Annotated in this window: 24 protein-coding genes and 2 pseudogenes; 10 read left to right on the plus strand and 16 right to left on the minus strand. The window is 60.1% G+C overall.

Features of this window, described 5'->3' with window-relative positions; translation table 11 throughout:
- Positions 1-948: 948 nt before the first annotated feature.
- From BUS06_RS37095 to BUS06_RS07930, 6 genes are all read right to left on the minus strand, one after another.
- Entirely contained in the window at positions 949-1,512 is a 564-nt protein-coding gene (locus BUS06_RS37095; RefSeq protein ID WP_143787478.1) for a GFA family protein, read from the minus strand.
- A gap of 801 nt (positions 1,513-2,313) precedes the next feature.
- Entirely contained in the window at positions 2,314-3,099 is a 786-nt protein-coding gene (locus BUS06_RS07905) for a DUF29 domain-containing protein (protein ID WP_074263777.1), read from the minus strand.
- A gap of 60 nt (positions 3,100-3,159) precedes the next feature.
- Positions 3,160-3,612: a DUF29 domain-containing protein gene (locus BUS06_RS07910; RefSeq protein WP_074263778.1), complete on the minus strand. Its 453-nt coding sequence runs from the start codon at positions 3,610-3,612 to the stop codon at positions 3,160-3,162.
- A gap of 227 nt (positions 3,613-3,839) precedes the next feature.
- Complete coding sequence (locus tag BUS06_RS07915; protein ID WP_074263779.1) at positions 3,840-4,052, minus strand: MerR family transcriptional regulator; 213 nt, start codon at positions 4,050-4,052, stop codon at positions 3,840-3,842.
- A gap of 997 nt (positions 4,053-5,049) precedes the next feature.
- Positions 5,050-5,331, minus strand: a complete 282-nt coding sequence (locus BUS06_RS07925) for a hypothetical protein (RefSeq protein WP_074263781.1) — start codon at positions 5,329-5,331, stop codon at positions 5,050-5,052.
- Entirely contained in the window at positions 5,328-5,885 is a 558-nt protein-coding gene (locus BUS06_RS07930) for a hypothetical protein (RefSeq protein ID WP_074263782.1), read from the minus strand. The genes BUS06_RS07925 and BUS06_RS07930 overlap by 4 nt, the downstream gene beginning before the upstream one ends.
- Positions 5,886-6,283: 398 nt before the next feature.
- Here BUS06_RS07930 and BUS06_RS07935 point away from each other — a divergent pair, with 398 nt between their 5' ends.
- Entirely contained in the window at positions 6,284-6,529 is a 246-nt protein-coding gene (locus BUS06_RS07935) for a helix-turn-helix domain-containing protein (RefSeq protein ID WP_074263783.1), read from the plus strand.
- A 220-nt stretch (positions 6,530-6,749) separates the two neighbouring features.
- Here the strand turns inward: BUS06_RS07935 and BUS06_RS07940 are convergent.
- Both BUS06_RS07940 and BUS06_RS07945 read right to left on the minus strand, forming a co-directional pair.
- Positions 6,750-7,629 (minus strand): annotated as a pseudogene (locus BUS06_RS07940) (error-prone DNA polymerase); the annotation flags it as partial.
- A gap of 343 nt (positions 7,630-7,972) precedes the next feature.
- Positions 7,973-9,037 carry a PA0069 family radical SAM protein gene (locus tag BUS06_RS07945; RefSeq protein ID WP_074263784.1) on the minus strand — a complete coding sequence of 355 codons (1,065 nt, stop codon included), beginning with the start codon at positions 9,035-9,037 and terminating at the stop codon, positions 7,973-7,975.
- A gap of 100 nt (positions 9,038-9,137) precedes the next feature.
- Here BUS06_RS07945 and BUS06_RS07950 point away from each other — a divergent pair.
- Positions 9,138-10,001, plus strand: a pseudogene (locus tag BUS06_RS07950) (PA0069 family radical SAM protein); the annotation flags it as partial.
- A 70-nt stretch (positions 10,002-10,071) separates the two neighbouring features.
- Here the strand turns inward: BUS06_RS07950 and BUS06_RS07955 are convergent.
- Positions 10,072-10,515: a TM2 domain-containing protein gene (locus BUS06_RS07955; protein WP_074263785.1), complete on the minus strand. Its 444-nt coding sequence runs from the start codon at positions 10,513-10,515 to the stop codon at positions 10,072-10,074.
- A 399-nt stretch (positions 10,516-10,914) separates the two neighbouring features.
- Between BUS06_RS07955 and rpsP the strand changes: the two genes are divergently transcribed.
- The 6 genes from rpsP to BUS06_RS07985 all read left to right on the plus strand — a co-directional run bounded on the left by rpsP (position 10,915) and on the right by BUS06_RS07985 (position 15,196).
- Positions 10,915-11,169, plus strand: a complete 255-nt coding sequence (gene rpsP, locus BUS06_RS07960; RefSeq protein WP_074263786.1) for a 30S ribosomal protein S16 — start codon at positions 10,915-10,917, stop codon at positions 11,167-11,169.
- A gap of 141 nt (positions 11,170-11,310) precedes the next feature.
- Positions 11,311-12,033 (plus strand): ribosome maturation factor RimM, encoded by a 723-nt coding sequence (rimM, locus tag BUS06_RS07965; RefSeq protein WP_074263787.1) that lies wholly within the window; start codon positions 11,311-11,313, stop codon positions 12,031-12,033.
- Between the two features lie 25 nt (positions 12,034-12,058).
- Positions 12,059-12,826 (plus strand): tRNA (guanosine(37)-N1)-methyltransferase TrmD, encoded by a 768-nt coding sequence (gene trmD / locus BUS06_RS07970; protein WP_074263788.1) that lies wholly within the window; start codon positions 12,059-12,061, stop codon positions 12,824-12,826.
- A gap of 143 nt (positions 12,827-12,969) precedes the next feature.
- A complete protein-coding gene (gene rplS / locus BUS06_RS07975; RefSeq protein ID WP_074263789.1) occupies positions 12,970-13,350 on the plus strand; it encodes a 50S ribosomal protein L19 in 381 nt (126 codons plus the stop codon).
- A gap of 99 nt (positions 13,351-13,449) precedes the next feature.
- Positions 13,450-14,130 carry a CoA pyrophosphatase gene (locus BUS06_RS07980; RefSeq protein WP_074263790.1) on the plus strand — a complete coding sequence of 227 codons (681 nt, stop codon included), beginning with the start codon at positions 13,450-13,452 and terminating at the stop codon, positions 14,128-14,130.
- Positions 14,131-14,257: 127 nt separating this feature from the next.
- A complete protein-coding gene (locus BUS06_RS07985; protein WP_074263791.1) occupies positions 14,258-15,196 on the plus strand; it encodes a CobD/CbiB family protein in 939 nt (312 codons plus the stop codon).
- A 126-nt stretch (positions 15,197-15,322) separates the two neighbouring features.
- Here BUS06_RS07985 and BUS06_RS07990 read toward each other — a convergent pair whose 3' ends face one another.
- The 3 genes from BUS06_RS07990 to BUS06_RS08000 all read right to left on the minus strand — a co-directional run bounded on the left by BUS06_RS07990 (position 15,323) and on the right by BUS06_RS08000 (position 17,968).
- A complete protein-coding gene (locus tag BUS06_RS07990) occupies positions 15,323-15,643 on the minus strand; it encodes a putative signal transducing protein (protein ID WP_074263792.1) in 321 nt (106 codons plus the stop codon).
- 133 nt (positions 15,644-15,776) lie between these two features.
- A complete protein-coding gene (gene rsgA, locus BUS06_RS07995) occupies positions 15,777-16,712 on the minus strand; it encodes a ribosome small subunit-dependent GTPase A (RefSeq protein ID WP_074263793.1) in 936 nt (311 codons plus the stop codon).
- Positions 16,709-17,968 (minus strand): M48 family metallopeptidase, encoded by a 1,260-nt coding sequence (locus BUS06_RS08000; protein ID WP_074263794.1) that lies wholly within the window; start codon positions 17,966-17,968, stop codon positions 16,709-16,711. Before BUS06_RS08000 ends, rsgA begins: the two co-directional genes overlap by 4 nt.
- Positions 17,969-18,107: 139 nt before the next feature.
- Between BUS06_RS08000 and orn the strand changes: the two genes are divergently transcribed.
- Positions 18,108-18,716, plus strand: coding sequence for an oligoribonuclease (orn, locus tag BUS06_RS08005; protein ID WP_074263795.1), 609 nt, complete (start codon positions 18,108-18,110; stop codon positions 18,714-18,716).
- Positions 18,717-18,741: 25 nt separating this feature from the next.
- Here orn and mog read toward each other — a convergent pair whose 3' ends face one another.
- Entirely contained in the window at positions 18,742-19,368 is a 627-nt protein-coding gene (mog, locus tag BUS06_RS08010) for a molybdopterin adenylyltransferase (RefSeq protein WP_074263796.1), read from the minus strand.
- The gene (yjgA, locus tag BUS06_RS08015; protein ID WP_074265960.1) at positions 19,349-19,969 is read right to left on the minus strand and encodes a ribosome biogenesis factor YjgA; all 621 of its coding nucleotides are present in this window, start codon (positions 19,967-19,969) and stop codon (positions 19,349-19,351) included. The genes mog and yjgA overlap by 20 nt, the downstream gene beginning before the upstream one ends.
- A 215-nt stretch (positions 19,970-20,184) precedes the next feature.
- Between yjgA and pmbA the strand changes: the two genes are divergently transcribed.
- Entirely contained in the window at positions 20,185-21,555 is a 1,371-nt protein-coding gene (gene pmbA, locus BUS06_RS08020) for a metalloprotease PmbA (protein WP_074263797.1), read from the plus strand.
- A 90-nt stretch (positions 21,556-21,645) separates the two neighbouring features.
- Here the strand turns inward: pmbA and BUS06_RS08025 are convergent, their stop codons facing one another.
- Both BUS06_RS08025 and BUS06_RS08030 read right to left on the minus strand, forming a co-directional pair.
- Positions 21,646-22,173 (minus strand): dihydrofolate reductase, encoded by a 528-nt coding sequence (locus BUS06_RS08025; protein WP_074263798.1) that lies wholly within the window; start codon positions 22,171-22,173, stop codon positions 21,646-21,648.
- Between the two features lie 102 nt (positions 22,174-22,275).
- The gene (locus BUS06_RS08030; protein ID WP_074265961.1) at positions 22,276-23,871 is read right to left on the minus strand and encodes a sigma-54 dependent transcriptional regulator; all 1,596 of its coding nucleotides are present in this window, start codon (positions 23,869-23,871) and stop codon (positions 22,276-22,278) included.
- Between the last annotated feature and the right edge of the window lie 5 nt (positions 23,872-23,876).

A 23,876-nucleotide genomic window follows, 5' to 3' on the forward strand; every position in this document is an offset into this window, starting at 1 on the left:
CGGATTCGTCGGCGGGGGAGCAGACGGCCGCCACAACCACGTGATTTAGGCGGAAAAAGCAGGCTTCCTCACCGAATTGGTTTGCCCTCATGAGGCTAGAATGAATTCTGTCTCCTCGTTCTCCGGCGAACCAGTTCAAGGGCTCGCCAGAACGTTTCAGGCGCCGCGGGTTGATTTCCCCGGCGCCTTTTTCTTTTTCGCTCTTGGTGGGGGACATCGCGTCGCGAAGGCTTGCGGATGCTTCATGAGCCCGCGCCTGGCACCTGAAAGTCGCGAGGTGCCGGACAGCCAGTCTCGCAGTAAGTCTCTTGCCAGGGGAGCAGCCTGTAGCTGAGCCTGAAGGCTTTGGCGGGTGGCGCCCCGCCGCACGTCGGAGAGACTTCATGCGCCCATCAGGCGCCGCTCCTTATAACGGACCGCCTCAAATGCTCGTGGCCAGCACGTTTTGAAACGCTTGTGACTCTATTAAAGTCGTCGAGTTGTCCACAGAATCTGTTCGCAAGGCTGTGGACAACTCGCCAGGAAGCAATGCAAGTCGCTGAAACAACTGCGTTTGGGCTGTGAGCGCACAGAACACACGTTTGGTCGATGCGCGGTGTCCGCTAGCGTAATCGCTTACCACGACAGCGAACTCAAGTTTGCCGACTACGGCATGACCGGACCTGACGTCGCGGCAAAGTGGTTGCTGACTGACCTGTCATGTCGGGTCGAAAGGAAAAGACAGAAGTCTGATAGCGGCTACATTCAACACTGCACCCCGCTTACGTGGGACGGATAAACTACGGGCAGCTCGGCCGCATGTGCTCCACATGGCTTGCCCGCCTAAAAAGCGGGTCCCTTTTATGGCGCTGGATAATCGGGCAGGCCGGCTCAAAGGATAAATCGATACTCCAAATCGCCACACCTCCCGGCCTTCAACGGTCGCGAGCTTCGGCGCTTCGTTGGAACTCACTCAGCCGGCTGACCGTTGCGCAAAAAGCGTGCCTCTGCGATGAGGTCGGGCGGCATCATGAGTGCGTTGACGCCGATGCGTGGCTGGCTTCCATCGACCGCGCGCCAGTGCGTGACGCAGCCGCAAAAGCTGCATCGATGAAATTCGAGTCTGTGCTCATTGCACATGTCAGTGTAAGTGTCGGTCGAGTCGATGTCGGCGGGGAACGTGACGCTCGGTTCGTCATAGTACGCCCACAGTGCGCCGTATCGCCAGCAAATGGAGCATTCGCACGCGTTGACTTCAACGGGCGCGACGTCGACGGTGAAGCAAACGGCGCCACAATGGCAAGAGACGTCAATGAGGAAAAGCTCCTCAAAGGGAGCGGCAATGCCTACGTCAGACAACCATCTTTTAATTTTCTCGCCATTCTGCCCTCCCAAATAGCTTGAAGTTCCGTCCACGCCAAATATGCGAGCGATATAAGCCCGAGTTTGCGTTATGGACGTGTGCTTAAGATATGCACTAATTTCTTTGATGCTCCACTCAGGCGTCGCTTGTGAGTTAGACGAAAAATCCAAGAGCATCCTTTGCACTAGCAATTCTTTATACGAAGCCATATTGCATCCCATGCCAATAGTTGCGCCGCCCTCGTGTAAACCACAGAGTCAGCGTAGCAGCCGTGTAGCCGGAAGGCAAATGCAGCCTCAAACAACACAGGTGACCAAAATGACAGACCTCTCGTGGTGTCGCGCGTGGGTCGAAGGCCACGGCTAGCGCGGTGAGATGGTTTTCCTCATACAGACAGCACTCGCTGGACACACCGCTTCGTCACCAAGTAAGTATGCGGGACCGAGCGTGATGCGGATGCGCGCACGCTTGAATTTACGCACTTTCATCCGATTGTTGATGAGTCGGTCACCGGAATACGCGGCTCCATAACGCGGTCACGACAGCCACGAAAATCTCTCGGAGAGAGGCTTCATGGTAGGTATCAAGCGTACTAAGCGGCGGAGACTCCCGAGCGGGCAGCCCCCGGAGAACCCGAACTTTGCGGCGCAACCACGCCGAACGTGCTGCGCGAGCGAATGCCCTCTCAGCCTCCTGCGGCAGGTCCGTGACAATGTCAAATTCCCGGCCGTCGATGTATCCCGACAACGAATATTTCCTAGACTGTTGCGTCATCCAGGCCACATAGCCCCATGCAAAGACTTGGGTCACTTCGCCTCCTTCGTCGACATCGCAAGTTTCACGATGAGTTGATACGAATCACAAACAATCTCGTCGGCGCCATTGACAGAATCTGCGTCCGATTCCTGCCGACAAGCCACACGCAGTTTTGGCGCCCCTGCGACTTCGCCGATACGCGGACGTAAGCAGATTCATCCCTCGGCGCTAATTTCCGGTACACGAAAGACAGTACTTACCGGACGGCGCTTGACCAGTCCCCGGCTGTGTTTCAGTGGTCGTGCACGACGCACCTCCACTTTCACCAGACGCCCGAGCGGCCCCGCTGGCATGGAAAGAATTGTGTCCGCCAAATCGGGGGCGAGCAGGCAAATCACGAATGCCATGCGCGCGATTCTTGCCCGCACTGTATTTTTGAGGCCATTCGTACGTCGACCGACATTAATCCGGCCGTAGCGTATTGACTTACCACCTTGTCCACCAACGCGTATATACGTGGCGTCAATGTGTAGACCAAACGTTCTCAGGTCAACCTGACGAAGCTTCGAAATATCGGGTGGCAACCAGCCCTCAGAAAGAACCTCGTTGCTTGCCCAAGGAGATTCCGATGGCAGCGAGTCTGAACTGATTCCGGCTGCCGCATGAGCGAGAGTGTCGGCCCATATCGACTGCGCCGAACCGGGCTCATCAATCACGGCGCGCAGGCTCGGAGAGTCATCAAGAATGTCGGCAACATCCAGCCGTTGTGCTTCAATCCGTGCCGAGCGACTGCTACTTCGTTCTGCCGGCAGATAGCTCCACTTGAGCAAGCTGGCGAGCAGGACCGACATTCGTTTGATGAGCTCGCGAACTTCTTCCTTCGCGACATTTTCAATTTCATCGGCCAAGTGCTCGATGTCGAGGAGGTCAAACCGGCCCTCCCGCAAAAATCGAGCTTGTTCGAAAGCCCAGGCATAGACGTCTTCATCGTAGGCTGGCATATAAACTCCGTGGACGACACTATCTACAGCATTGCCGAATAGCCGACCCGAAATAGAAGTTCAACCGCCGGTTCCTGACTCATCCACAGCGGGCAGCCAGCCTCGAGACAACACGTCGTCAATCGACCATGGACACTCATCTGGAAAGTAGTCTCGTTGGCTCTCGGTCGTAACTTCAGAAAGCGCCCTTTCCCATACCAACTGATAGTTGCTGGGGTCGTCCGTGGTGTTGCCAAAGCTAGGAGACTCCTGCAGCCCCTCAAGAACCGCTGACCGCTCTGCCTCAATCATTGCCCTCAGACCATCAGTGCGCTCGGTGGGCAGGTATCGCCACCTAAATAGATGCACCAGAAGTTTGACCGTCCGGTCAACAAGCACGTGTAGTTTTGCCTTCGCAACTTTGTCAAGCTCACCTGTAAGGTGTTCGATGTCCAGGAGTTCAATGCGACGCTCCCGTAGAAATCGTATTTGTTCGTGCGCCCATGCGTAGAAGTCTTCGTCGTATGCTGGCATGTAGGTTTCCTAAAAACAATTCCTGCGACATGTTCGATAAAGGAGTGTTATCTCCGAATGATTGCGACCACTAGGAAGATGCCAGCTATCAGCCCGAGTATCTCGGCAAATCGCCCGACCCACAGGATGACGCAATCAACATTTTTCTGCGACGATGCAAACCGAAATAGCCATTTCATAGTTGCCTCAGCCGGCTCGGACGTTGGGTTCGGATAGCGAGTGCGACCTCATAGGCCGAGTGGGTCATTGTCTTCGGTTTGCGAATCGAGCCACTCTTTGGCAGCGCGCTTCCTGTCCGCTGCATATTTCTCAACGGATGCGTCGTCGATTTCGTAGTCACCGTTCTCGATGGGAGTGCCGGTCAGAGCGCCACGCTCAACGAGAACCCGAACGTGCGGACGGCTTACGAAAAGGTACTTGGCTGCTTCCATAACGTTCATGTGGCCCTCAACGGACTAGCATGTAGATGACGAATGCGACAGCGGACACTATGCAGAGCAATGAGACACCCCCACCTAGCCAAATCGTCACGCGGTCAACGTTCCTTTGCGACGAGGTGAAGCGGAGGAGCCATTTCGAAAAAGGGTTGAGCTGCTTCATCTCATGCCTCGGTCGGTACGGATGCCGTGTCGCTCCTACCACGTGCAAAGACTTGGGTACCGCGTCGGAGCAGAGTCCTGACTGCAGCGTCCTCTGGAAATCGCCATAAATCCAAGCGATTGCTTTCATTTGAAAACCTTGGGGACCAGTATCACGAGAACGAGGACCAAGCCGAGTAAGGCGATGGCCCCGCCGAACCATTTCGCAACACCATCGATGTTCTTCTGCGATGAAGCGAAACGGGTTAGCCACTTCATGTGGGAGCCCGCCTGGTCAATGTCGATGGCACTATCTACGTCCAGCTAAAAAATCGGTCCAATCCCATGCGTAGACGCAGTCCATGGGTTGTGGGTCTTCTTCAATTACGGGACGTGTCGAATGAGCCATGCGTTTTTGGAACAGGCTTCGCGCAGGCTCCGGTATCTCCCGAAGCCGCACGTACGGCGTGTTACCGAGGGAGGTGCGTATGGGTACATCGAGTTGTTGTGGGCGTGGAGGCAGTTCCTCCTTCCCTGTCAGCGCGACCGCAACTGAGCGAGCTACAAGGTCCCACAGGCTAGAGGCGTAGCGCGGGTAGCGCTCTAGGGACCCGCATATTCTTCCATGCGGTTCCTCGCTGAGTTCGACCCGATAGTCCGCAAGAGGACCGCTTCGCACCCGGCCAATCTTCGCAGTAGCCAATACGCGGCTGCCGCTCTCGCGACCGTCAGGCCATATTTCGACAGTTACTTTGAGCATCGAAGGTGTACCTCGGTCTCAGTATCACTTGAGAAAATTGAAAAGCAGGACGGCCATGGCCGAAAGATTCGAGGTGCCGAGTTAATCTGGTTCGCAAAACTACATGTTTTCATCCTTGTGTACCTCGACGAGCCACTCTCGAATTCGCTGCTGAGCGCCTTTATCGCTGATGCCGCGGCTAGAGTCCAGAAGCAAAAAGTTTCGCATCAGTTGGCCAGGCTCACGACCGAAGTGGTATTCGAATAGCGGCCTTCCGGATTCGGGAGACACCTGACCATCTACATCAACAACCGCGTGGCCAACGTGCAGGGTTCCGTAAAAATTGAGAAACAGCGTCGGCGTGGTTCGCTCGGGAATGGTTTTCGGCGTTGCAGTTTTCATAAGTTCGCCGTTATAACTTCACCATCAAAGGAATCGGGCATCAGCTTAGGAGCAATGCATTCGTCGCAATAGACGTGCTGCCAATATCCTTCCCTGAAGGTGCCGGGCGAGCCGCAGCGTTCGCACAAGGTGCGCGCATGAGACTGCGCTCCCTTGATAATTTCTTCGATGCGTCTTGAAGTCACCGGGCGACAAAGATAGCCGCCGACCACCGATATCTCCAAGCGCCCCGACGCTCCATGGATGTCAGAGCAAAAATGCATGATTGGGTACGCGGACGTAAACGTTGGCGATATCGGCCGCAGCACGTCGTAGTCCAAGGACGCAATATTCTCAGGTACGCGAACCTGGTTACACCACTCCGAGTTAAGTTCCTGCTCAATTTCTTGCGCGGCCACCTCAATGACGGAATACCAACCAAGGCCGCACTGAATACCTAGGAGTGCAAGATTTGACGGATATGCCACCGGGTAGTGCACTGAGCGAAAGAACAAGGGAAATTTCGAAAATAACTTTTGTTGGTACTGCATGGCCAGCCATGTGCGAAAGTCCATGCCAATGGCACGCGTGTCTGTGTGTGCCTCCGCTTCACGTTCTGTCCGACGAGAATTCAACGGCGACCTCCCTCTTTCATTTAACATGGGCCAACTGCATTTGTGACCCTGTCTGATTTCACGGTTGGCTGCGATGGGCGAGCTGAACCGTTCAACGGGCCCGAATTTGCCTTTTTGGGCTATACCAACGTGCTTGCGGCTTGCCTGCTCGCGAGTCGCAACGCGAGGCCTGCACGTCCGGAAAAGCACCGTTGCGTGCGTGAATCACGCCTCTAAAGCCAAGAAAAATGATGCGACGCTTCAATATATGACGTTTGCGCTATATTTTATACGTTTACGCTATGTACGCAAGACCCAGGAATCGGAAGACTGTCGTCTTTGATATCTTTCGAGCATTCATGCAGCTAGTGGAGGCCTTTGGGCTGGTCGTGCGCGCCGCACGCGAGCGACAAAAACTGACTCAGTCCCAGTTGGCAGAGAGAGCAGACCTGCATTGGACTGCGGTGAGCCACATCGAGAGAGGCACCCGCCCCGCCCACCTCGCGACGCTGGAGTCAATATCGACCGGTCTTGGCATTTCGCTGTCGAAGCTAATTCACCGCGCGGAAGAACTCCAGATTAAAGAGAGTCAAGCAGAAAAATAGCCGGATAGATTAGGCGCCAAGCGCAAGTAACAAATGCATTCTGGCGGCAGCGGGCTTAGATGCGTCAGGCAGATGCGGTTCTTCAAAAACAGTCCAACTCTGCGCACTGTGTACCTGCTGGCTAGGAATTGTTTCTGGAACTGCAAATTCCCCCATGTGCCATGAGGGACAAGCTTTCAAGAGGGAAAAGCTGTTAAGTTGACACCGTGTGGCCGACAGAGAACCAATGGTGCGACTTCGCGACTTTGTCCACAATCTGCAGGTCGACGCCGAGCGCGTTGCCGCTTTCGCGCAGCGCGCCGCGCGGTCGGTATCGACACTGCCGCCGCGATGGCCGCTCGGCCGCGCCCGTACTTCCGGTAGATGTACTGGATGACTTCTTCGCGACGCTGGTGCTCGAAGTCCACGTCGATGTCTGGCGGCTCGCCACGTTCCTTGCTGATGAAGCGCTCGAACAGCATATTGCCGTGCGACGGGTCGACTTCCGTCACACCGAGGCAGTAACAGACCCCACTGTTAGCAGCCGACCCGCGTCCCTGACACAGGATGTGCTGGCTGCGCGCGAAGCGCACGATGTCGTACACCGTGAGGAAATAGGCCTCATATTCGAGTTCGCGGATGAGCTGCAGCTCGTGCTCAATCTGCTCCTGCACGCTGAGTGGAATGCCGCCGGGATAGCGACGGTGTGCGCCGATGTACGTCTCCTGCCGCAAATACGCTTCGTGCGTGAAGCCGTCGGGTACAAGCTCGTCCGGATATTCGTAGCGAAGCTCGTCGAGCGAGAACTGGCATCGCTCGAGAATGTTGAGCGTTTCGTACAGCGCGCGCGTCGGATACAGGTTGCCGAGCCGGAAGCGAGAACGCAGATGGCCCTCGGCATTCGGCGCGAGGTCGTAGCCGCATTCTGCGATGGTCTTGCGCAGCCGGATTGCCGTCATCGTGTCCTATAGGGGCTTTCGCGACCGGACGTGCATGAGGACATTGCCCGTCGCCACCACCGGCACCCGATACTGCTCCGCCACATGTTCGACGATGCCGCGATGAATGTCGTCCATCGCGCGCTGGTGCAGCGTGAGGCCTACCCATGCCCGGTCCGCAAATGCTCGCCGCCATAAGGAATCAGAGTCGGACGGCAGTATTAAAGCTCCGCGTGTTCATTGTGCAACCTGGCTTATCCCGTTCGAAAGTTAGCGCTTAGCAACTTTCTTTGTTGAGCGTGACCGAGAATTTTCTACTCGAGACTTATGACGTTTCGTTTGGCGTCATTGGAAGCGCTTAGGGCGTAACGTGGGAAGGCGTGCCGTGGGCCGGCGATTCTCCAGCTGAACACGGCACGACGCCAATTACGTGGTTTGATTTGAAAGATGGCGTGCATCTTCCCGGGCTATGCCCGTCTACCAAAAGGGACGCGGTTCGCACCTCTGCTGATGGAAAGCAAAGATTTTAAAAGAGGCTCATTTGAGGATGTGGAGCAATCGGCCGTCTGAAAAGCTCAGTCGTAAGTGGTCGGCGGCTTTCATTGAGTCCAAGCCTCGCGCATGCTTTCTTAAAGCGCTGTTGAATCAGGTCGGCATGAATTCCGCTGCCGCGCATGCGAGTTCGAAAATCGGAGTCATAGTCTTTTCCTCCCCGCATTTGCCGAACCAAGCTCATGACATGCTTAGCTTTCAATGGGTGGTGAACCTCCAGCCATTCTTGGAAAAGGTTTGTCACCTCAAGTGGCAAGCGCAGTGCGACATAAGCGGCGTGCATTGCACCTGCCGCTCTAGCGTGCTCAAGAATTTTCTCCATGTCATGGTCGGTCAATGCGGGAATAATCGGCGCGACCATCACGCCAGTCGGAATCCCGGCCTCCGTTAATTCCCTTATTGCTTCCAATCGCTTGCTCGGTGTGCTCGCCCTGGGTTCTAACGTCCGGGCAATATCCCGGTCAAGCGTGGTCACAGACATGAATACCCGTGCTAAATTTTTCTGGGCCATCCGGGCAAGGATTTCGATGTCGCGAGTTACCAACGCCGATTTCGTAGTTATTGCCACCGGGTTGTTGAACTCTTCCAACACCTTGAGGATGGACTCGGTTATTAGTAGCTTCCGTTCCAACGGCTGGTAAGGGTCGGTGTTCGTTCCGAGTGCAATCAGCTTTGGCTCATACGACTTTTTTTCAAGCGTTTGCCGCAAAACCTCCGCGGCGTTTTCCTTCGCGAAAATTTTCGTCTCAAAATCGAGCCCGGGCGACAGATTCAAATAAGCGTGGGAGGGCCGCGCATAACAATAGACGCACCCGTGCTCACATCCCCTGTAAGCATTTACAGATTGCTCGAACGGGATGTCGGGCGACTGGTTGCTGGAAATAATCGTCTTGGCTCGTTCAACGAAAACGACGGTGCGAGTTTTCGGCTCCTCGTCCGGCGACGCCTGCGACCATTCGTCGCACACGGTTTCCCGTACGTGCGATTCGAATCGAGGCGTCGCGTTCGAAACGCTGCCGCGACCTTTCTGCGGATTCATGGCCAAACCCCTGATACTGTATGTTTATACAGTACATCCCGGAGGCACGCATTTGCAAGGGTGTTTATGAAGTGAACAAAGTTCTTGACGTATAAATTGGGGCTGCATCTATTGCTTCGCGCGACCTACCCATAGTTATCTGGGGCTATCGCCGGGACTCGATTTCGAGAGCCGCATTTACGCCAAGGTCAACGCGCCGGAACTGCTCGAACGGGAGCTTTCGAAGAAGTCGTACGTGCCGGAGCCGATCGCACTCGGCGTCAATACGGATGCCTGGCAGCCGGTCGAACGCGAGTTGGGTCTCACGCGACGGGTAATCGAGGTGTTGCACGCGCGCGGTCATCCGTTTGCGGCTATTACCAAGTCGTCATTGATCGAGCGCGATCTGGATCTGCTTGTACCTATGGCGGAGCGCGGCCAGTTCATGGCGGCCATCACCATCACCACGCTGGATGCCGAGATTGCCCGCACGCTCGAACCACGAGCAGCAACGCCGGCACGGCGGCTGCGCACAATCCGCACGCTGAGCGAGGCCGGAATTCCGGTGGGCGTCAGTATTGCGCCAGTAATTCCGTTCGTCACCGAGCCTGACATGGAGCGGGTCATGGAGGCGTGTGCGGAAGCGGGGGCGACCAATGCGAGCTATATCGTGCTGCGTCTGCCGTGGGAAGTCGCGCCGCTATTCAAAGACTGGCTCGCAGCGCATTTCCCGGATCGGGCCGAGCGGGTCATGAACCGCGTGCGCGACATGCGCGGTGGCAAGGACTACGACGCCTCCTTTGCCACACGAATGAAAGGTGAGGGTTTGTGGGCCGATCTGATGAATCAGCGCTTCCATAAAGCCGCGCGTCGGCTCGGTCTGAACGAGCGTCGGCGAGGCATTCTGGATATGTCGCAGTTTGTCCGCGCGCAGCCGCCGGCGCCGATCCCGGCGCGCGACGACGGGCAAATGGATCTCTTTTAGCTGGGGCGTACGAGGGTTGGCGCCGTCAGCTCGTTAAATCGATCTGTTCTGCCGAAGCCCCTCGAATCGCCTACATCGACGATTCGAAATAGGTATCGAATGCAACGGCAAGGCTCGCCATCATCAGCATGGCGCCGATGAACAGCGAGAAAATCACGACGAAGATCACCGGCCAGCCGGAACGGCTGCTTTGCGCGCTCTGCGGGTTGAATTGCGCATCCCACTTTTCGTCGGGACGCAGTCCGTAGACAATCGCTGCAAGGAATGCGGAAAACAGTGAGATTGCGCCCGGGACCGCCAGCACCCAACCGAGCGCCGAGGTCCGCTGGGTGAGGATCAGCAGCAGAACACCCGGAATGCCGAACAGCGTACAGATCAGGTGAATCCAGCCATACAGGTCGCGCTTTCCATATAAGTAGAAACGGTGCGCGCCGAGGCTGCCGAAGAAGAAGGCGAGTGCCGCGGTAATCGTCTTGGACCTGAAGCGCGGTGAATTCGAAACGCGTGTGGACATGGGGGCAAGAGTTCAGTGACGGGCGGTCGTGAGGACTGGTGCGCAACGGTGCGCGGACCGAGGCGCATTCTACGCCCCGCGGCGTGGCGCAGGCCACGTCGCAAGCTGATTGATGGAATTCGCTGACGCCCAGGTTGCCTCGTAGGTGACGCGGTAAGTCGGGCCCGTGCGACAGGCGGGAACCGGGCGGAAAGGGCGGCGGGCGGTACGGTAGCGAGGCGAGGTTTGCGGGCTTTCCGTCAGGTGATCGGGCGATTTGAAGAGGGCCGGCCGGACGGACGACAGCCCCAGCGCAACGATGAATGCTAGTTTTCCCCGTAAGTGTTTGTTATGGCTTCAGTTTCCCGCTATAATCGCCTGTTTCAGTGGTTCCGAACCCCGGTTTTCAAGGATTCTAGTATGGTCATCATCCGCTTGGCTCGTGGCGGCTCCAAGAAGCGCCCGTTCTACAACATCGTCGCAACCGATTCGCGTAACCGTCGTGACGGCCGCTTCATCGAACGCGTTGGCTTCTACAACCCGATCGCTACGAAGGGTGAGTCGCTGCGTATCGCTCAAGACCGCCTGACGTACTGGCAAGGCGTTGGCGCGCAACTGTCGCCGACGGTCGAGCGTCTCGTGAAAGAAGCGCAAAAGGCGCAGCCGGCTGCTTAATGGTAGCTAGCATGTGCATCGCCGGCGGCTCGCGCAGCTTGCGCGAGGTGTCCGATGCGCGAGTTTTACTGCGCGTTTTGCTGAAGCAGACGTCGAAGGTGGTAACGAACTTCGACTTGAGGTGTGGTCTGAGGTGGCGTCATGTCTGAGCGTGATTCGGGAAGTTCAGGCCGCGCCAAGCCGGCCCAGCGCGCGCAGGCAGCAGGTGACGCACCGTTCGGCGCGTTTGTCCGCAAGCCGGTGGAACGCGTCAAGGCCAAGGCCCCCGGTGCAGCCAATGTCGATTCCGGCGCCGCAGCAATGCGTGCCGAAACCGTCGAAAGCTGGCCGGACGACGCTGTTGAAGTGGGTGCAATCGTCGACGCTTACGGCCTCAAGGGCTGGGTCAAGGTAGCCGCGCATGCGGATGCCGGACGGGGCGGCGATGCATTGCTGAGCGCGAAGCGCTGGTGGCTGATGAAAGGCCACGAGCGCAATTCGGCACCGGCGCTGCAGGCAAAGATACATAGCGACAGCGTCGTTGCCCACCTGGGCGGCGTGACTGACCGCGACGAGGCGCTCGCATTGCGTGGCGCTCGCGTGTATATCTGCCGCAGCGATTTCCCGGCGCTGGAAGCTGACGAATTCTACTGGGTCGATCTGCTCGGCCTGGATGTCGTGAACCTGACCGGGGTTGCTCTCGGCAAGGTGGCTGACATGATCGACAACGGTGCGCATTCGGTGTTGCGCATCGAATATCCGGATACTGGTAAAGACGGTAAGCCGGTGACTGGCGAGCGGTTGATTCCGTTCGTCGGTGTTTTTGTCAAAACGGTGGACCAGGCGGCGAAGCAAATCGTTGTCGACTGGGAAGCTGATTATTAAATTAGCTCGTTGACCGGAGAGAGCGATGCAGTTCGATGTCGTCACGCTCTTTCCCGAGATGTTTCGTGCGCTGACCGATTGGGGCATTACCAGTCGCGCGGCGAAGCAGGAGCGCTACGGTTTGCGCACGTGGAATCCCCGCGATTTCACCACCGACAACTACCGTACGGTCGACGATCGCCCGTATGGTGGCGGCCCGGGCATGGTAATGCTGGGCAGGCCGCTGGAAGACGCGATCGGCGTGGCGAAAGCCGCGCAGGCGGAGCAAGGCATTACCGGTTCGCGCGTCGTGATGATGTCCCCGCAAGGTGCGACGCTCAATCACGAAGGGGTGATGCGGTTTGCCGCGGAACCTGGTCTGATCGTGCTGTGCGGCCGCTATGAAGCGATCGACCAGCGTCTGATCGATCGTTGCGTCGACGAAGAAGTGAGCCTCGGCGACTTCGTGCTGTCGGGCGGCGAGTTGCCGGCAATGGCGTTGATGGATGCGGTGGTGCGTCAGCTACCCGGTGTGCTGAACGACTCGCAATCGGCAGTGCAGGACAGTTTCGTCGACGTGCTGCTGGATTGCCCGCACTACACGCGTCCCGAGGAATACGAAGGCGTGCGTGTACCCGATGTGCTGCTCGGCGGCCATCATGCGGAAATCGAGTTGTGGCGTCGCCGTGAAGCGCTGCGCAACACGTTGGACAAACGGCCCGATCTGATCGAAAAGGCCAGAAAGAACAAGATGTTGAGCCGTGCCGATGAGGCATGGCTTGCAAGTCTCGCGAAGGAAGCATCGAAGGCGTAGAGCCCCGGTGTCACTCGCGAATAGGCGGCGCCGCACATGCGTGTACGGTGCCTGATGTGAACCCATCCTCTATCGGGGCCGTAGCCGAGCAGTGTTCTGTGAGGCAGGTACGAACGTCGACAAGATGGACTTAGGAGTCAGTGATGAATCTGATTGCAAAACTCGAGCAGGAAGAAATCGCGCGCGCCCTCGGCGAGAAGACCATCCCGGAATTCGCCCCTGGCGATACGGTGATTGTCAGCGTGAACGTGGTTGAAGGTACGCGTAAGCGTGTTCAGGCTTACGAAGGCGTCGTTATCGCCAAGCGTAACCGTGGTTTGAATTCGTCGTTCATCGTCCGCAAGATTTCGTCGGGCGAAGGCGTCGAGCGTACGTTCCAGACGTACTCGCCGCTGCTGGCAAGCATCGTCGTGAAGCGTCGTGGCGATGTGCGCCGTGCGAAGCTGTACTACCTGCGCGACCGTTCGGGCAAGTCGGCCCGGATCAAGGAAAAGCTGGTCTCGAAAGACCGCGCCGCTTCTTAAGCGTAAAAGCTGTAAGAAAAAGCACCCTTCCCGGGTGCTTTTTTCTTTGTTGGGTCAAAATAGCGGCATGTCCTACAAAAGCTCGTTCCGAGAGTCCCGTTGACCCGACCCGTCTTCCAACCCGAAACGCTGCCTGTCGAATCGACCGGCGACGATCTGCCACCGGTTGCCCCCACACGTCTGACGCCTGATGGATTACGCGCCCGCTTCGAGCAGCGCCTTTCCTGGACGCCGGAGCCGGGTGACGCCCGCTGGAAGGAGTTCGGCGATCCGCGCGTCGCAGCGGTACTCGTACCGCTAGTGGTGCGCGACGACGGGATCACGGTGTTGTTGACGCAGCGAGCCGATCACCTCAACGATCACGCCGGCCAGGTCAGTTTTCCGGGCGGTCGTCACGAACCGTTCGATGCGAACGCAACGGCCACGGCGTTGCGTGAAGCGCAGGAAGAGGTAGGTCTGGACCCCGCACGCGTCGAGGTGCTCGGCGCCATGCCCGACTATCTGACCGGCACAGGCTTTCGTGTCACACCGGTAGTGGCGCTAGTACATCCGCCGTTCACCGTGGAAGCCGACTCGCTCGAAGTCGCCGAAGTCTTCGAAGTGCCGCTGAATTTTCTGATGGACCCCGCTCACCATGAGGTGCGCGTGTTCCGCTGGGAGGGTGGCGAGCGGCGCTTTTTTGCCATGCCTTATCCTCGCGGCGACGCGGCCGGACACTACTTTATCTGGGGGGCGACGGCCGGTATGTTGCGCAATTTCTATCGCTTTCTTGCTGCATGACGCACGCCAACCCGCTCGAAGCGGCTCAGGTGTCGCAGCTTTGCAACCATCAGCGCGCCCGGTCGGATCCGACCCTGTGCTATCGTTATAAAACAATCGTAAAAACCCGAAAAGCACGGCGCATCGCATGACTTTTTTCTCCGTATTGCTGGCTCTGATCATCGAACAGGTGCGCGCGTTATCGCCGAACAATCCGGTGTCGGCGCTGCTTCAATATCATGCGGAGTCGGCGGCGCACGGATTCGACGCCGGCAAGCCCAAGCACGGCCTGCTTGCGTGGCTCGTGGTGGTGGTGCCGTGGACGCTGGCCGTCGCGCTCGTCTACTACGTGCTCTATCACATCAACTTCGTGCTCGCGTTCTTGTGGAACGTCGTGATCGTCTATTTCACGCTAGGATTCCGCCAGTTCAGCCACTACTTCACGGACATTCACCTCGCGCTCAACAACGACGATGTGCCGCGCGCGCGTGAAATCCTCAATGAATGGACGGGCCTCGATACGGTCGACATGCCCGTCAGCGAGATCGTCCGTCATACGCTGATCCACGCGGTGGTGGCTTCGCACCGTCATGTGTTTGGCGTGTTCTTCTGGTTCCTCGTGCCGGTGGGACCAGCGGGTGCGGTGCTGTACCGGATCGCCGAGTACCTGGCGCGGACGTGGTCGCGCCCGACGGACGACCGCACCGTGGCGTTCTCCAGTTTTGCGCAGCAGGCGTTTTTTGTAATCGACTGGGTGCCGGCGCGGCTGACGTCGCTGGGCTTTGCGATTGTCGGCAATTTCGAAGACGCGATTTATTCATGGCGCAACCATGCGCGGCAATGGCCCGACACCAATGACGGGGTGTTGCTCGCGGCCGGCAGCGGTGCGCTCGGCGCACGTCTGAGCGGCCCGCTGGCGGAGCCGTCGAGTCTCGATGCACTGGCAACCGGCGACGGCGATCCCCTGCAGGTGGGCGACGACTGTACGCCGCGTACGCTGCAATCGGCGGTGGGACTGGTGTGGCGTGCTGTCATCCTGTGGATGATCCTGCTGCTGATGCTGACGATAGCGGTCTGGCTCGCCTGACGCGAGTGTCAGTCATATGACTACGTGACAATGCCACATGCGTGAGCAGTATCTCGATTGAGGCCGGTGACCCCGGCCTCAAATTGTTTTGGCCAACTGAGCTACCCACGCCATCGCTTCGCGCCGTCACCCGTCCAGCGGATTGCGCGCGGTCCCGCATTGCCAGCAAACCGTGAACTGCGCCTCGAGCGTCTCGCCGCATTGAGCGCAACGCCATGACGGCGAACCCGCGCTGGGTCCATGCGCGGCCACCTCGATAAGCTTGCGGGCCATCATCTCGTCGCGTTCGTCGACGAGCCACAACTCCGGCGCGCACTGATCCGCTGGAATTTCCCCAAGCGCGCCGTTCAGGTAGCGGTTGTGCAGTTCACAGGCAATGCCCGCGGTCGCCAGCACATTGATCCAATGCTGTCCGATCAGCAGATTCGGCGCGCGCATCAGTTTCATCATGAGTGTCGACCGGTGGAGTCTAAATAAGACGGGTTGATGGAGATCGGGAGATCAGGAAGGGCAGCGCGCCAGTTGCGCCAGGCAACCGACCGCCCACGCACAAAAGCATCACAAAAGCATTGCAAAAGGCTCAGCGAACGATCTGGCTCGCCTCGTGGACCAGCTGCGCATACAACGCATGCCGTGCCGGCGCAATCCGTCCATCGGCGACCGCTTCGAGAATCGCACAGCCCGGCTCCTGCAGATGATGGCAGTTGTAGAAGCGGCAGTTGGGCAGCAGCGGCCTGAACTCAGGGAACGCCCTCTCAAGCTTGCCCTCGGTCAGGTGGTGCAGACCGAATTCCTGAAACCCTGGCGAATCGATTAGCGCGCCGCCGTCCGGCAGCGGGTAAAGCCGTGTGAAAGTGGTCGTATGGCGGCCGCTGTTCAAAGCGGTGGAGATCTCGCGAGTCGCTACTTCCGCATTAGGCACCACGAGGTTGACCAGCGTGGACTTGCCCATTCCCGACTGGCCGAGCAGCAGCGTGGCGTGGCCGTGCAGATGTTCCTCGAGCGTGGCGTGTGCGGCCTCCGGCTGGGTCTTGATCGACAGTTCCACGACGGTATAGCCAAGCGCCTGGTAGCGCGCGAGCCGCTTTCGCGCGCCCGGCAACTCGGCCTCGACGTCGGTCTTGTTCAACACGATCAGCGGCTTCAGTTCGTTCGCCTCTGCCGCCACCAGGGCGCGGCCGAGCAGGTCTTCGCTGAAGTGCGGCTCGGTGGCGAGCACGATCAGCAACTGATCGAGGTTCGCCGCGAACAGTTTCGATTTGTACTGGTCCGAGCGATACAGCAGATTGCGCCGCTCGGCTATCTCGACGATCACGCCCTGATCCGCCGAAGTCGGCTCATAGATGACTCGATCGCCGACCGCTACCTCGCTGCGCTTGCCGCGTGGAAAACACTGCAGCATCGCGCCGCCGTCTTCCGGCGCCACCAGGTAGTGCCTGCCATGGGCCGCAATGACGAGGCCGCCCACCCGCGTCGTGGACGGCAGGCGCGCCGCTTTCTGGGGACGGGCGGTCATGCGTGCCGCAGCAGGCGGTCGATCCGCTGCGATGCTGGCGGATGCGAATAATAGAACGCGGTGTAGAGCGGGTCGGGGGTGAGGGTCGACGCGTTGTCCTCGTAGAGCTTGACGAGCGCGTTGACGAGATCCTGTGCGTCAGTCTGGGTGGCGGCGAACGCATCGGCTTCGAATTCGTGCTTGCGCGAACTGAGACTGCCGAGCGGCGTCACGAAGAACAGGAACACCGGCAGCGCAAGGAAGAACAGCACCAGCGCGAGCCCGCTGTTCCCACCCAGCAGCGATGGCCGCACGCCGAGCCCCTCATAGAACCAGACGCACTGCATCAGCCAGCCCAGCAGCGCGAGCATCACGAGGCTGAGCGCGAATATCACCACCATCCGCTTGATGACATGGCGGCGCTTGAAGTGACCGAGCTCATGCGCGAGCACGGCTTCGATCTCGCTGCCCGACAGGCGTGCGAGCAGCGTGTCGAAGAACACGATGCGCTTGGCCGCGCCGAAGCCCGTGAAATACGCATTGCCGTGCGCGGAACGGCGGCTGCCGTCCATCACGAACAGTCCCTTGGCGGCGAACCCGCAACGCTTCATCAGCGATTCGATCCGGCTCACCAGGGCTTCGTCCTTGAGCGGCTCGAACTTGTTGAAGAGCGGCGCGATGAACGACGGATACAGCACCAGCACGAGCAGCTGGAACACCACCCAAACGACCCAGGTCCATAGCCACCACAGGCTGCCGGCCTGGTTCATCAGCCACAACACGACAAACAGCAGCGGCAGGCCGAAGGCCGCGCCGAGCAGCAGGCCCTTGATGCGGTCGGCGAAGAAAATGCCCTTGCCCATGCGGTTAAAACCGAAGCGCTCTTCGATGACGAACTGCCGGTAGTAGTCGAACGGCAGGTCGATCACGCCGGTAATCGCAATGACCGCCGCGATCAGCGCGATCTGCCCGACGTAGCCGCGGCCAAGCCAGTCCGAAATCGCCAGATCGAGCGCCTGCACGCCGCCCAGCAGCGTGAGTCCGATCAGCACGGCCGCGCCGACGACAATCTCGATCATCGTCAGCCGCGTGCGCTCGACGGTGTAATCGGCCGCACGTTGATGCGCGGTCAGGGCGATGGTGCCCGCAAACTGGCCGGGCACCTGCCCGCGATGCGCTGCGACGAAGCGGATTTGCCGCGACGCGAGCCAGAGCTTGGTGCCGACCATCGCCACTACGGCGACGGCGAACAGAACGGTGAAGTACAGAGTAGGCATCCGGGGAATCCGTGGTATCTATGCGAGAATTATATGTTTCTTCCCGCCGGCTGGCGGGGTCACGCTAAATCGAACTGTTTCAACGGCGCACAGGGCCGTCCCAAGGGGGCGCGCGGCGCTATTCACCAGGGTTGCCTCCATGACTGACATCCTCGAATCCGCTGACGGGCCGTCGCTCGTGCGCAGCGACATGAACCTGATCTGGCTGGACATGGAAATGACCGGGCTCGAGCCCGACACCGACCGCATCATCGAGATCGCCGTCGTGGTGACCAACTCGACGCTCGACAGAGTGGTGGAAGGGCCTGTCCTCGCCATCCACCAAAGCGACGAAACGCTCGCCAGGATGGATCAGTGGAACCAGAACACACACGGCCGTTCGGGGCTGATCGACCGGGTGCGCGCTTCGAGCGTCGGCGAAGCGGAAGCCACCGAGCAGATCCGCGAATTTCTCGGCCAGTACGTCCCACCGGGCAAGTCGCCGATGTGTGGCAATTCCATCTGCCAGGACCGCCGCTTCATGGCGCGCTGGATGCCGGATCTGGAGCGCTTCTTCCATTACCGCAATCTCGACGTGAGTACGCTCAAGGAACTGTGCCGCCGCTGGCAACCGGCCATCTACAAGGGCTTCCAGAAGCGTGCAATGCATACGGCGCTGGCCGATATCCACGAATCGATCGACGAGCTCAAGTACTACCGCGAGCACTTTCTGATCCCGGCGGCGAGCGCGCCGGTGGCGGAACAGTAATCGAAGCGACAATCCGGCGCGTCGCTCACGCCTGACGCGGCGCCCGGATCGCGTTTTTCGGCCGGAAGGCTTTCACAATGGCCGCGTTGGTTTCCACGTACGGGCCGCCGATCAGGTCGATACAGTACGGCACGGCCGCAAAAATCCCCGGCACCTTCACCGCTCCTGCCTCGTCGCGCAACCCTTCCAGCGTTTCCCGGATCGATTTCGGTTGACCCGGCAGATTGACGATCAGTGCCGCGTGCGTCGGCGTTTCGCGGATCACCGCCACCTGGCGCGACAAAATGGCCGTCGGCACGAAATTCAGGCTGATCTGTCGCATCTGCTCGCCGAATCCCGGCATTTCTTTTGTGCCCACCGCCAGCGTTGCTTCCGGCGTCACATCGCGCCGCGACGGCCCGGTGCCGCCCGTGGTCAGCACCAGATCGCAACCGGCCTTGTCTACCAGCTCGATCAGCGTGGCGGAAATCGTCTGCGCATCGTCCTGGATCAGCCGGGTGACGGCCTGCCACGGCGAGCTCAGCGCCGCGCCGAGCCATTCCTGCAAGGACGGAATCCCTTTGTCTTCATAGACACCCGTGCTCGCCCGGTCGCTGATCGAAACCAGCCCGATCACGATCTCATCGGGATGATTACGCGCGATCTTCGTCATCGTCGTCGTCCGGGGCGCCGTGCCCTTCGTGCTCATCGTCCTCGGCCGCTTCCGGGCCGTCCGCATTCTTGATCCACTGGAACAGCTCGCGGAAATAGCGCGGCGGCTTGCTCTGCTGCGCTTCCTTACGGGCGTTGCGGATCAGCGTGCGGCCTTCCTGCGGGTCGGCGGCGGGGTGCTGGCGGATGAAGTCGGTCAGCGCGGTGTCGTCGGCGAGCAGCTTTTCGCGGGTGCGCTCGATCCAGTGCAGACGCGCCGTCTCGGCCTTGTTGATGCCGTTGTACGAATCCAGCGCGGTGCGCAGCGCGGCCGTCTCGTCCTCGAGCAGCGAGCGCATCACCCGGCCGACGTACTGGACCTGGCGGCGTTTGCCTTCGTGATCGGTGATGCGGCGGGCTTCGCGCACGGCGTCGTCGAGCTTTTCGGGCATCGGCATGCGCTTCAACGCATCTTTCGGCAGCGCGATCAGCGCCTCGCCCAGCTCCTGCAGCGCGTGCATTTCGCGCTTGAGCTGGGATTTGCTGGGACGGTCATACCCGTTCTCGTCGATCTCTGGCTCGGCGGCGGGTTCCATCGGTTGAATGCGGGTTTTACGTGTCATACCGTTATTGTAGCGTGCCGTGCCGTCGAATCCCGCGGTCACGCCAGTGGCGCCGCCGGTCCGCGCCTCTTGCCAGTGACGCAAGACGTCGGCGAATGCCAGGTACGCTCGCGCGGACCTTGCTATGATCGCGGGATACGTAGCGACGTACTTGAGAACACACCGGAGGGCCGCTCCCGGCCCCGACCAGGACGCAACGAAGGACGGCAACGAATATGGCAGCAGACATGGACGTCAGACAGCGCTTTTTCCCGCATACCCAGGATGAGCTGAAGGAAATCGCCTCGGACATCCTGCGTCACGCAAAGTCGCTCGGCGGCACCGACGCCGCGACTGAAATCTCCGAAGGCGACGGCCTGTCCGTCTCCGTGCGGCGTGGCGAGGTCGAGACGATCGAACACAACCGCGACAAGATGGTCGGCGTGACGGTGTTTATCGGCAACAAGCGCGGCAACGCGAGCACCTCGGACTTTTCTTCGCAGGCGTTGAAGGATACGGTTGCAGCCGCTTACAACATCGCCCGTTTCACGGCGGAAGACGACTGCGCGGGCCTCGCCGAGGCCGAACTGCTCGAAACCGCGCCGCGTGACCTCGATCTGTATCATCCGTGGAATCTCACCGCCGACGAAGCGGTCGAGATCGCCCGCCGCTCCGAAGACGCAGCGTTCGCCACTGACCCGCAGATCCGCAATTCGGAAGGCGCAAGCGTCTCGGCGCAGCACTCGCAGTTCGTGCTCGCCACCTCGCGCGGTTTCCTCGCCGGCTATCCGTATTCGCGTCATTACGTGGCGTGTGCGCCGATCGCCGGCAGCGGGCGCAACATGCAGCGCGACGACTGGTACACCTCGCAACGCAACGCGGCAGATCTGGCCGATCCGGAAGCCATCGGACGTTACGCCGCGCAGCGGGCGCTGGCGCGCATCGGTGCGCGCGGCCTCGACACCCGCAAGGTGCCGGTGCTGTTCGAAGCGCCGCTCGCGGCAGGCATCCTCGGTGCGTTCGTGCAGGCGGTGAGCGGCGGTGCGCTGTATCGCAAGACCTCGTTCCTCGTCGACAGTCTCGGCAAGCCGGTGTTCGCGCCGCACGTGCAGGTGGTCGAAGACCCGCACGTGGCCCGCGCCATGGGCAGCGCGCCGTTCGACGAAGAAGGCGTGCGTACGAAGCAGCGCTCAGTGGTGAAAGACGGCGTGGTGGAAGGCTACTTCCTGTCCACCTACTCGGCGCGCAAGCTCGGCATGAAGACCACCGGCAACGCGGGCGGCTCGCATAACCTGAAGCTGCTCAGCTCGAAGACGCGTCCCGAGGACGATTTCGAGGCCATGCTGAAGAAGCTCGGCACCGGCCTGCTGCTGACCGAGCTGATGGGGCAGGGCGTCAACTACGTGACCGGCGACTATTCGCGCGGCGCGTCGGGCTTCTGGGTCGAAAACGGCAAGATCCAGTATCCGGTGGAAGAGATCACGGTGGCGAGCACGCTGCAGGAGATGTTCCACCATATCGTCGCGATTGGCGCGGACACGCTCGTGCGCGGCACCAAGCAGACCGGCTCGGTGCTGATCGAGCGGATGACGATTGCCGGGCAGTAAGCCGGCACGCAGTCAGTAGGGCCGCCACAGACAGAAACGCCAGAGAAGACAGCTTCTCTGGCGTTTTTTTATGCCTGCCCCTCCGCGCGATTACGCCTGCGGCGGCTGCTCTCCCGCTGCCACATCCGTGCGGCGGTACGTCACGAACGCATAGTCGAATTCGTTTGGCGCGTGAGCGCGGTGCGTCTCATGGGCTACTTCTTCCCATTCCTCCGGATCGAGCGCGGCAAAATGCGCGTCGCCGTCGAAGTCGATTGAGATTTCCGTGATGATCAGCTTGTCGGCGTGGCGCAGCCCCTCTTTGTAGAGTTCGGCGCCGCCGATCAGGAACGCTTCCGGTGCCTGGTCCTGGGCCGCGAGTTTGAGCGCATCGTCGAGATTGGTGGCCGTATCGCATCCTGCGAAGCGGCGGCCCGCATCGCGCGAGACGACGATATTGCGCCTGCCGGGCAGCGGCCTGCCGATCGATTCATGGGTCTTGCGGCCCATGATGATGGGGGCGCCCATGGTCGTGCGCTTGAAGAACGCAAGATCCTCGGGCAGGCGCCAGGGTAGCTGGTTGTCGCGGCCGATCACGCCATTGCGGGCGCGAGCGACGATCAGGGTGAGCGTCGTCATCGATTGGAGAAGGGAACGTAACCGCTCCGATTCTACCTGACGCCCACGCCACCCCAGCGACAACGCCGTGCGCCGGGGCGCGGCGGCGTGCGCGGCGGACCTTCACTCGGCCGCGCGGGCGCCTTCGGCCGGCAACACCTCGTCCTCTGCACCGACCGCGTCGCGCATGCCATGCGTATCCAGCAGGCGCGACAGCGTCGCACGCGACACGCCCAGATCTACCGCCGCCTCGTTCAGACGATGCCGATGACGCAACAGCGCGGCTTCGATCGCGCGCTTCTCGGCCGATTCGCGAGCCTGCGCAAGGGTCACGCTTTCCTGCGCGGTGAAGTGGGCCAGATCCAGGTCTTCGGCCGAGATCAGCTTGTTCTCCGCCATGACGATAGCGCGGCGCACGCGATTGATCATTTCGCGCACGTTACCGGGCCAGTTGTAGGTGTACATGGCCTCGATCGCCGAGGGCGCAAAACCGCGGATCTTGCGCGCGCTGTCGGTCTTGAACTTGTGCATGATGTGATGGGCGAGGATTTCGATGTCCTTGCCGCGGGCGCGCAGCGGCGGCTCGTCGATGCGCAGCACGCACAGCCGGTGAAACAGGTCGGCGCGGAAGCGCCCGTCGCGCATCGCGGTTTCAAGGTCGATGTGAGTCGCCGAGATGATCCGCACGTCGACGGGAATCGAATCGCGGCCACCCAGCCGCTCGATCTTGCCCTCCTGCAGGAAACGCAGCAGGCTCGCCTGGCTTTCCATCGGCAGATCGCCGATTTCGTCCAGCAGCAACGTCCCGCCGTCCGCTTCTTCGACCCGTCCGATCTTGCGCTGGTTGGCGCCGGTGAAGGCGCCGCGTTCGTAGCCGAATAGTTCGGACTGCAACAGATGATGCGGAATCGCGCCGCAGTTGATGGCGATGAAAGGCGCCTTGCGGCGGCGCGAGCGTTCGTGGATGGCCAGCGCGGTGAGCTCCTTGCCGGTGCCCGATTCGCCGGAGATGAACACGCTGGCGTCGGTGTTGGCGACCTTGCGGATGGTGCGAAACAGATGCTGCATGGCTTCGCAGGTGCCAACCATTTCGTCTTCGTCGCTGGCCGGGGTGCTCTCCATCATGTCGGGATCGCACAGTGTCACCATTCCGAACGCGTGACTGACGAGGTAATCGATCGTTGCGTTGGCGACTGGCATCTTGACGTAGTCGAAACAGTAATGGCGGATCAGGCGCCGTACTTCAGGATCGGTCAGACGTTCGGAGGTGGACAGCGCAATCCAGCCGATCTGTTGCTGACGTAAGCTCGCTTCGAGGCCGCCCAGGTCGCGCGGCGCGAAGCTCGCCAGATCGACGATCCCCGCACAGACGACGTCGTGCTTGATGAGGCGGCTCACCTCGTGCGCCGAACGCGCGGCCATGACGTTCCAGCCACGGCTTCGCAGATGGGCGGTGAGCGTCTCGTCAGGCGTGCGTGCGACGTAGAGCAGGGTCCGCCCGGTCTGCGCGTAGGGGCCTTTCGGTACCGCCTGAGCCGCGGCGCAGGCGTCTCGCGGCCGTCCGATGGCAGCTTCCTTCGGCCGGCCCACAGGCAGCTCCTGTGGAAGTCCCGCGGAGATTTCCTGCGGCCGTACCGCAGCAACTTCCGTCGGCCGTGCCAGAGAAAGATGCGTGCCTGAGGGCGGTGCAACACTGGTCAGATGGGATGATTCGCGCACGATCA

This window comes from Paraburkholderia phenazinium (assembly GCF_900141745.1).
Classification (GTDB): Bacteria; Pseudomonadota; Gammaproteobacteria; order Burkholderiales; family Burkholderiaceae; genus Paraburkholderia; species Paraburkholderia phenazinium_B.

Coding starts and splice junctions, on each gene's coding strand:
- BUS06_RS07905 (WP_074263777.1), bottom strand. CDS start 3,099: ATGCCAGCCTACGATGAAGACGTCTATGCCTGGGCTTTCGAACAAGCT.
- BUS06_RS07910 (WP_074263778.1), bottom strand. CDS start 3,612: ATGCCAGCATACGACGAAGACTTCTACGCATGGGCGCACGAACAAATA.
- BUS06_RS07915 (WP_074263779.1), bottom strand. CDS start 4,052: ATGAACGTTATGGAAGCAGCCAAGTACCTTTTCGTAAGCCGTCCGCAC.
- BUS06_RS07925 (WP_074263781.1), bottom strand. CDS start 5,331: ATGAAAACTGCAACGCCGAAAACCATTCCCGAGCGAACCACGCCGACG.
- BUS06_RS07930 (WP_074263782.1), bottom strand. CDS start 5,885: ATGGACTTTCGCACATGGCTGGCCATGCAGTACCAACAAAAGTTATTT.
- BUS06_RS07935 (WP_074263783.1), top strand. CDS start 6,284: ATGCAGCTAGTGGAGGCCTTTGGGCTGGTCGTGCGCGCCGCACGCGAG.
- BUS06_RS07945 (WP_074263784.1), bottom strand. CDS start 9,037: ATGAATCCGCAGAAAGGTCGCGGCAGCGTTTCGAACGCGACGCCTCGA.
- BUS06_RS07955 (WP_074263785.1), bottom strand. CDS start 10,515: ATGTCCACACGCGTTTCGAATTCACCGCGCTTCAGGTCCAAGACGATT.
- rpsP (WP_074263786.1), top strand. CDS start 10,915: ATGGTCATCATCCGCTTGGCTCGTGGCGGCTCCAAGAAGCGCCCGTTC.
- rimM (WP_074263787.1), top strand. CDS start 11,311: ATGTCTGAGCGTGATTCGGGAAGTTCAGGCCGCGCCAAGCCGGCCCAG.
- trmD (WP_074263788.1), top strand. CDS start 12,059: ATGCAGTTCGATGTCGTCACGCTCTTTCCCGAGATGTTTCGTGCGCTG.
- rplS (WP_074263789.1), top strand. CDS start 12,970: ATGAATCTGATTGCAAAACTCGAGCAGGAAGAAATCGCGCGCGCCCTC.
- BUS06_RS07985 (WP_074263791.1), top strand. CDS start 14,258: ATGACTTTTTTCTCCGTATTGCTGGCTCTGATCATCGAACAGGTGCGC.
- BUS06_RS07990 (WP_074263792.1), bottom strand. CDS start 15,643: ATGAAACTGATGCGCGCGCCGAATCTGCTGATCGGACAGCATTGGATC.
- rsgA (WP_074263793.1), bottom strand. CDS start 16,712: ATGACCGCCCGTCCCCAGAAAGCGGCGCGCCTGCCGTCCACGACGCGG.
- BUS06_RS08000 (WP_074263794.1), bottom strand. CDS start 17,968: ATGCCTACTCTGTACTTCACCGTTCTGTTCGCCGTCGCCGTAGTGGCG.
- orn (WP_074263795.1), top strand. CDS start 18,108: ATGACTGACATCCTCGAATCCGCTGACGGGCCGTCGCTCGTGCGCAGC.
- mog (WP_074263796.1), bottom strand. CDS start 19,368: ATGACGAAGATCGCGCGTAATCATCCCGATGAGATCGTGATCGGGCTG.
- yjgA (WP_074265960.1), bottom strand. CDS start 19,969: ATGACACGTAAAACCCGCATTCAACCGATGGAACCCGCCGCCGAGCCA.
- pmbA (WP_074263797.1), top strand. CDS start 20,185: ATGGCAGCAGACATGGACGTCAGACAGCGCTTTTTCCCGCATACCCAG.
- BUS06_RS08025 (WP_074263798.1), bottom strand. CDS start 22,173: ATGACGACGCTCACCCTGATCGTCGCTCGCGCCCGCAATGGCGTGATC.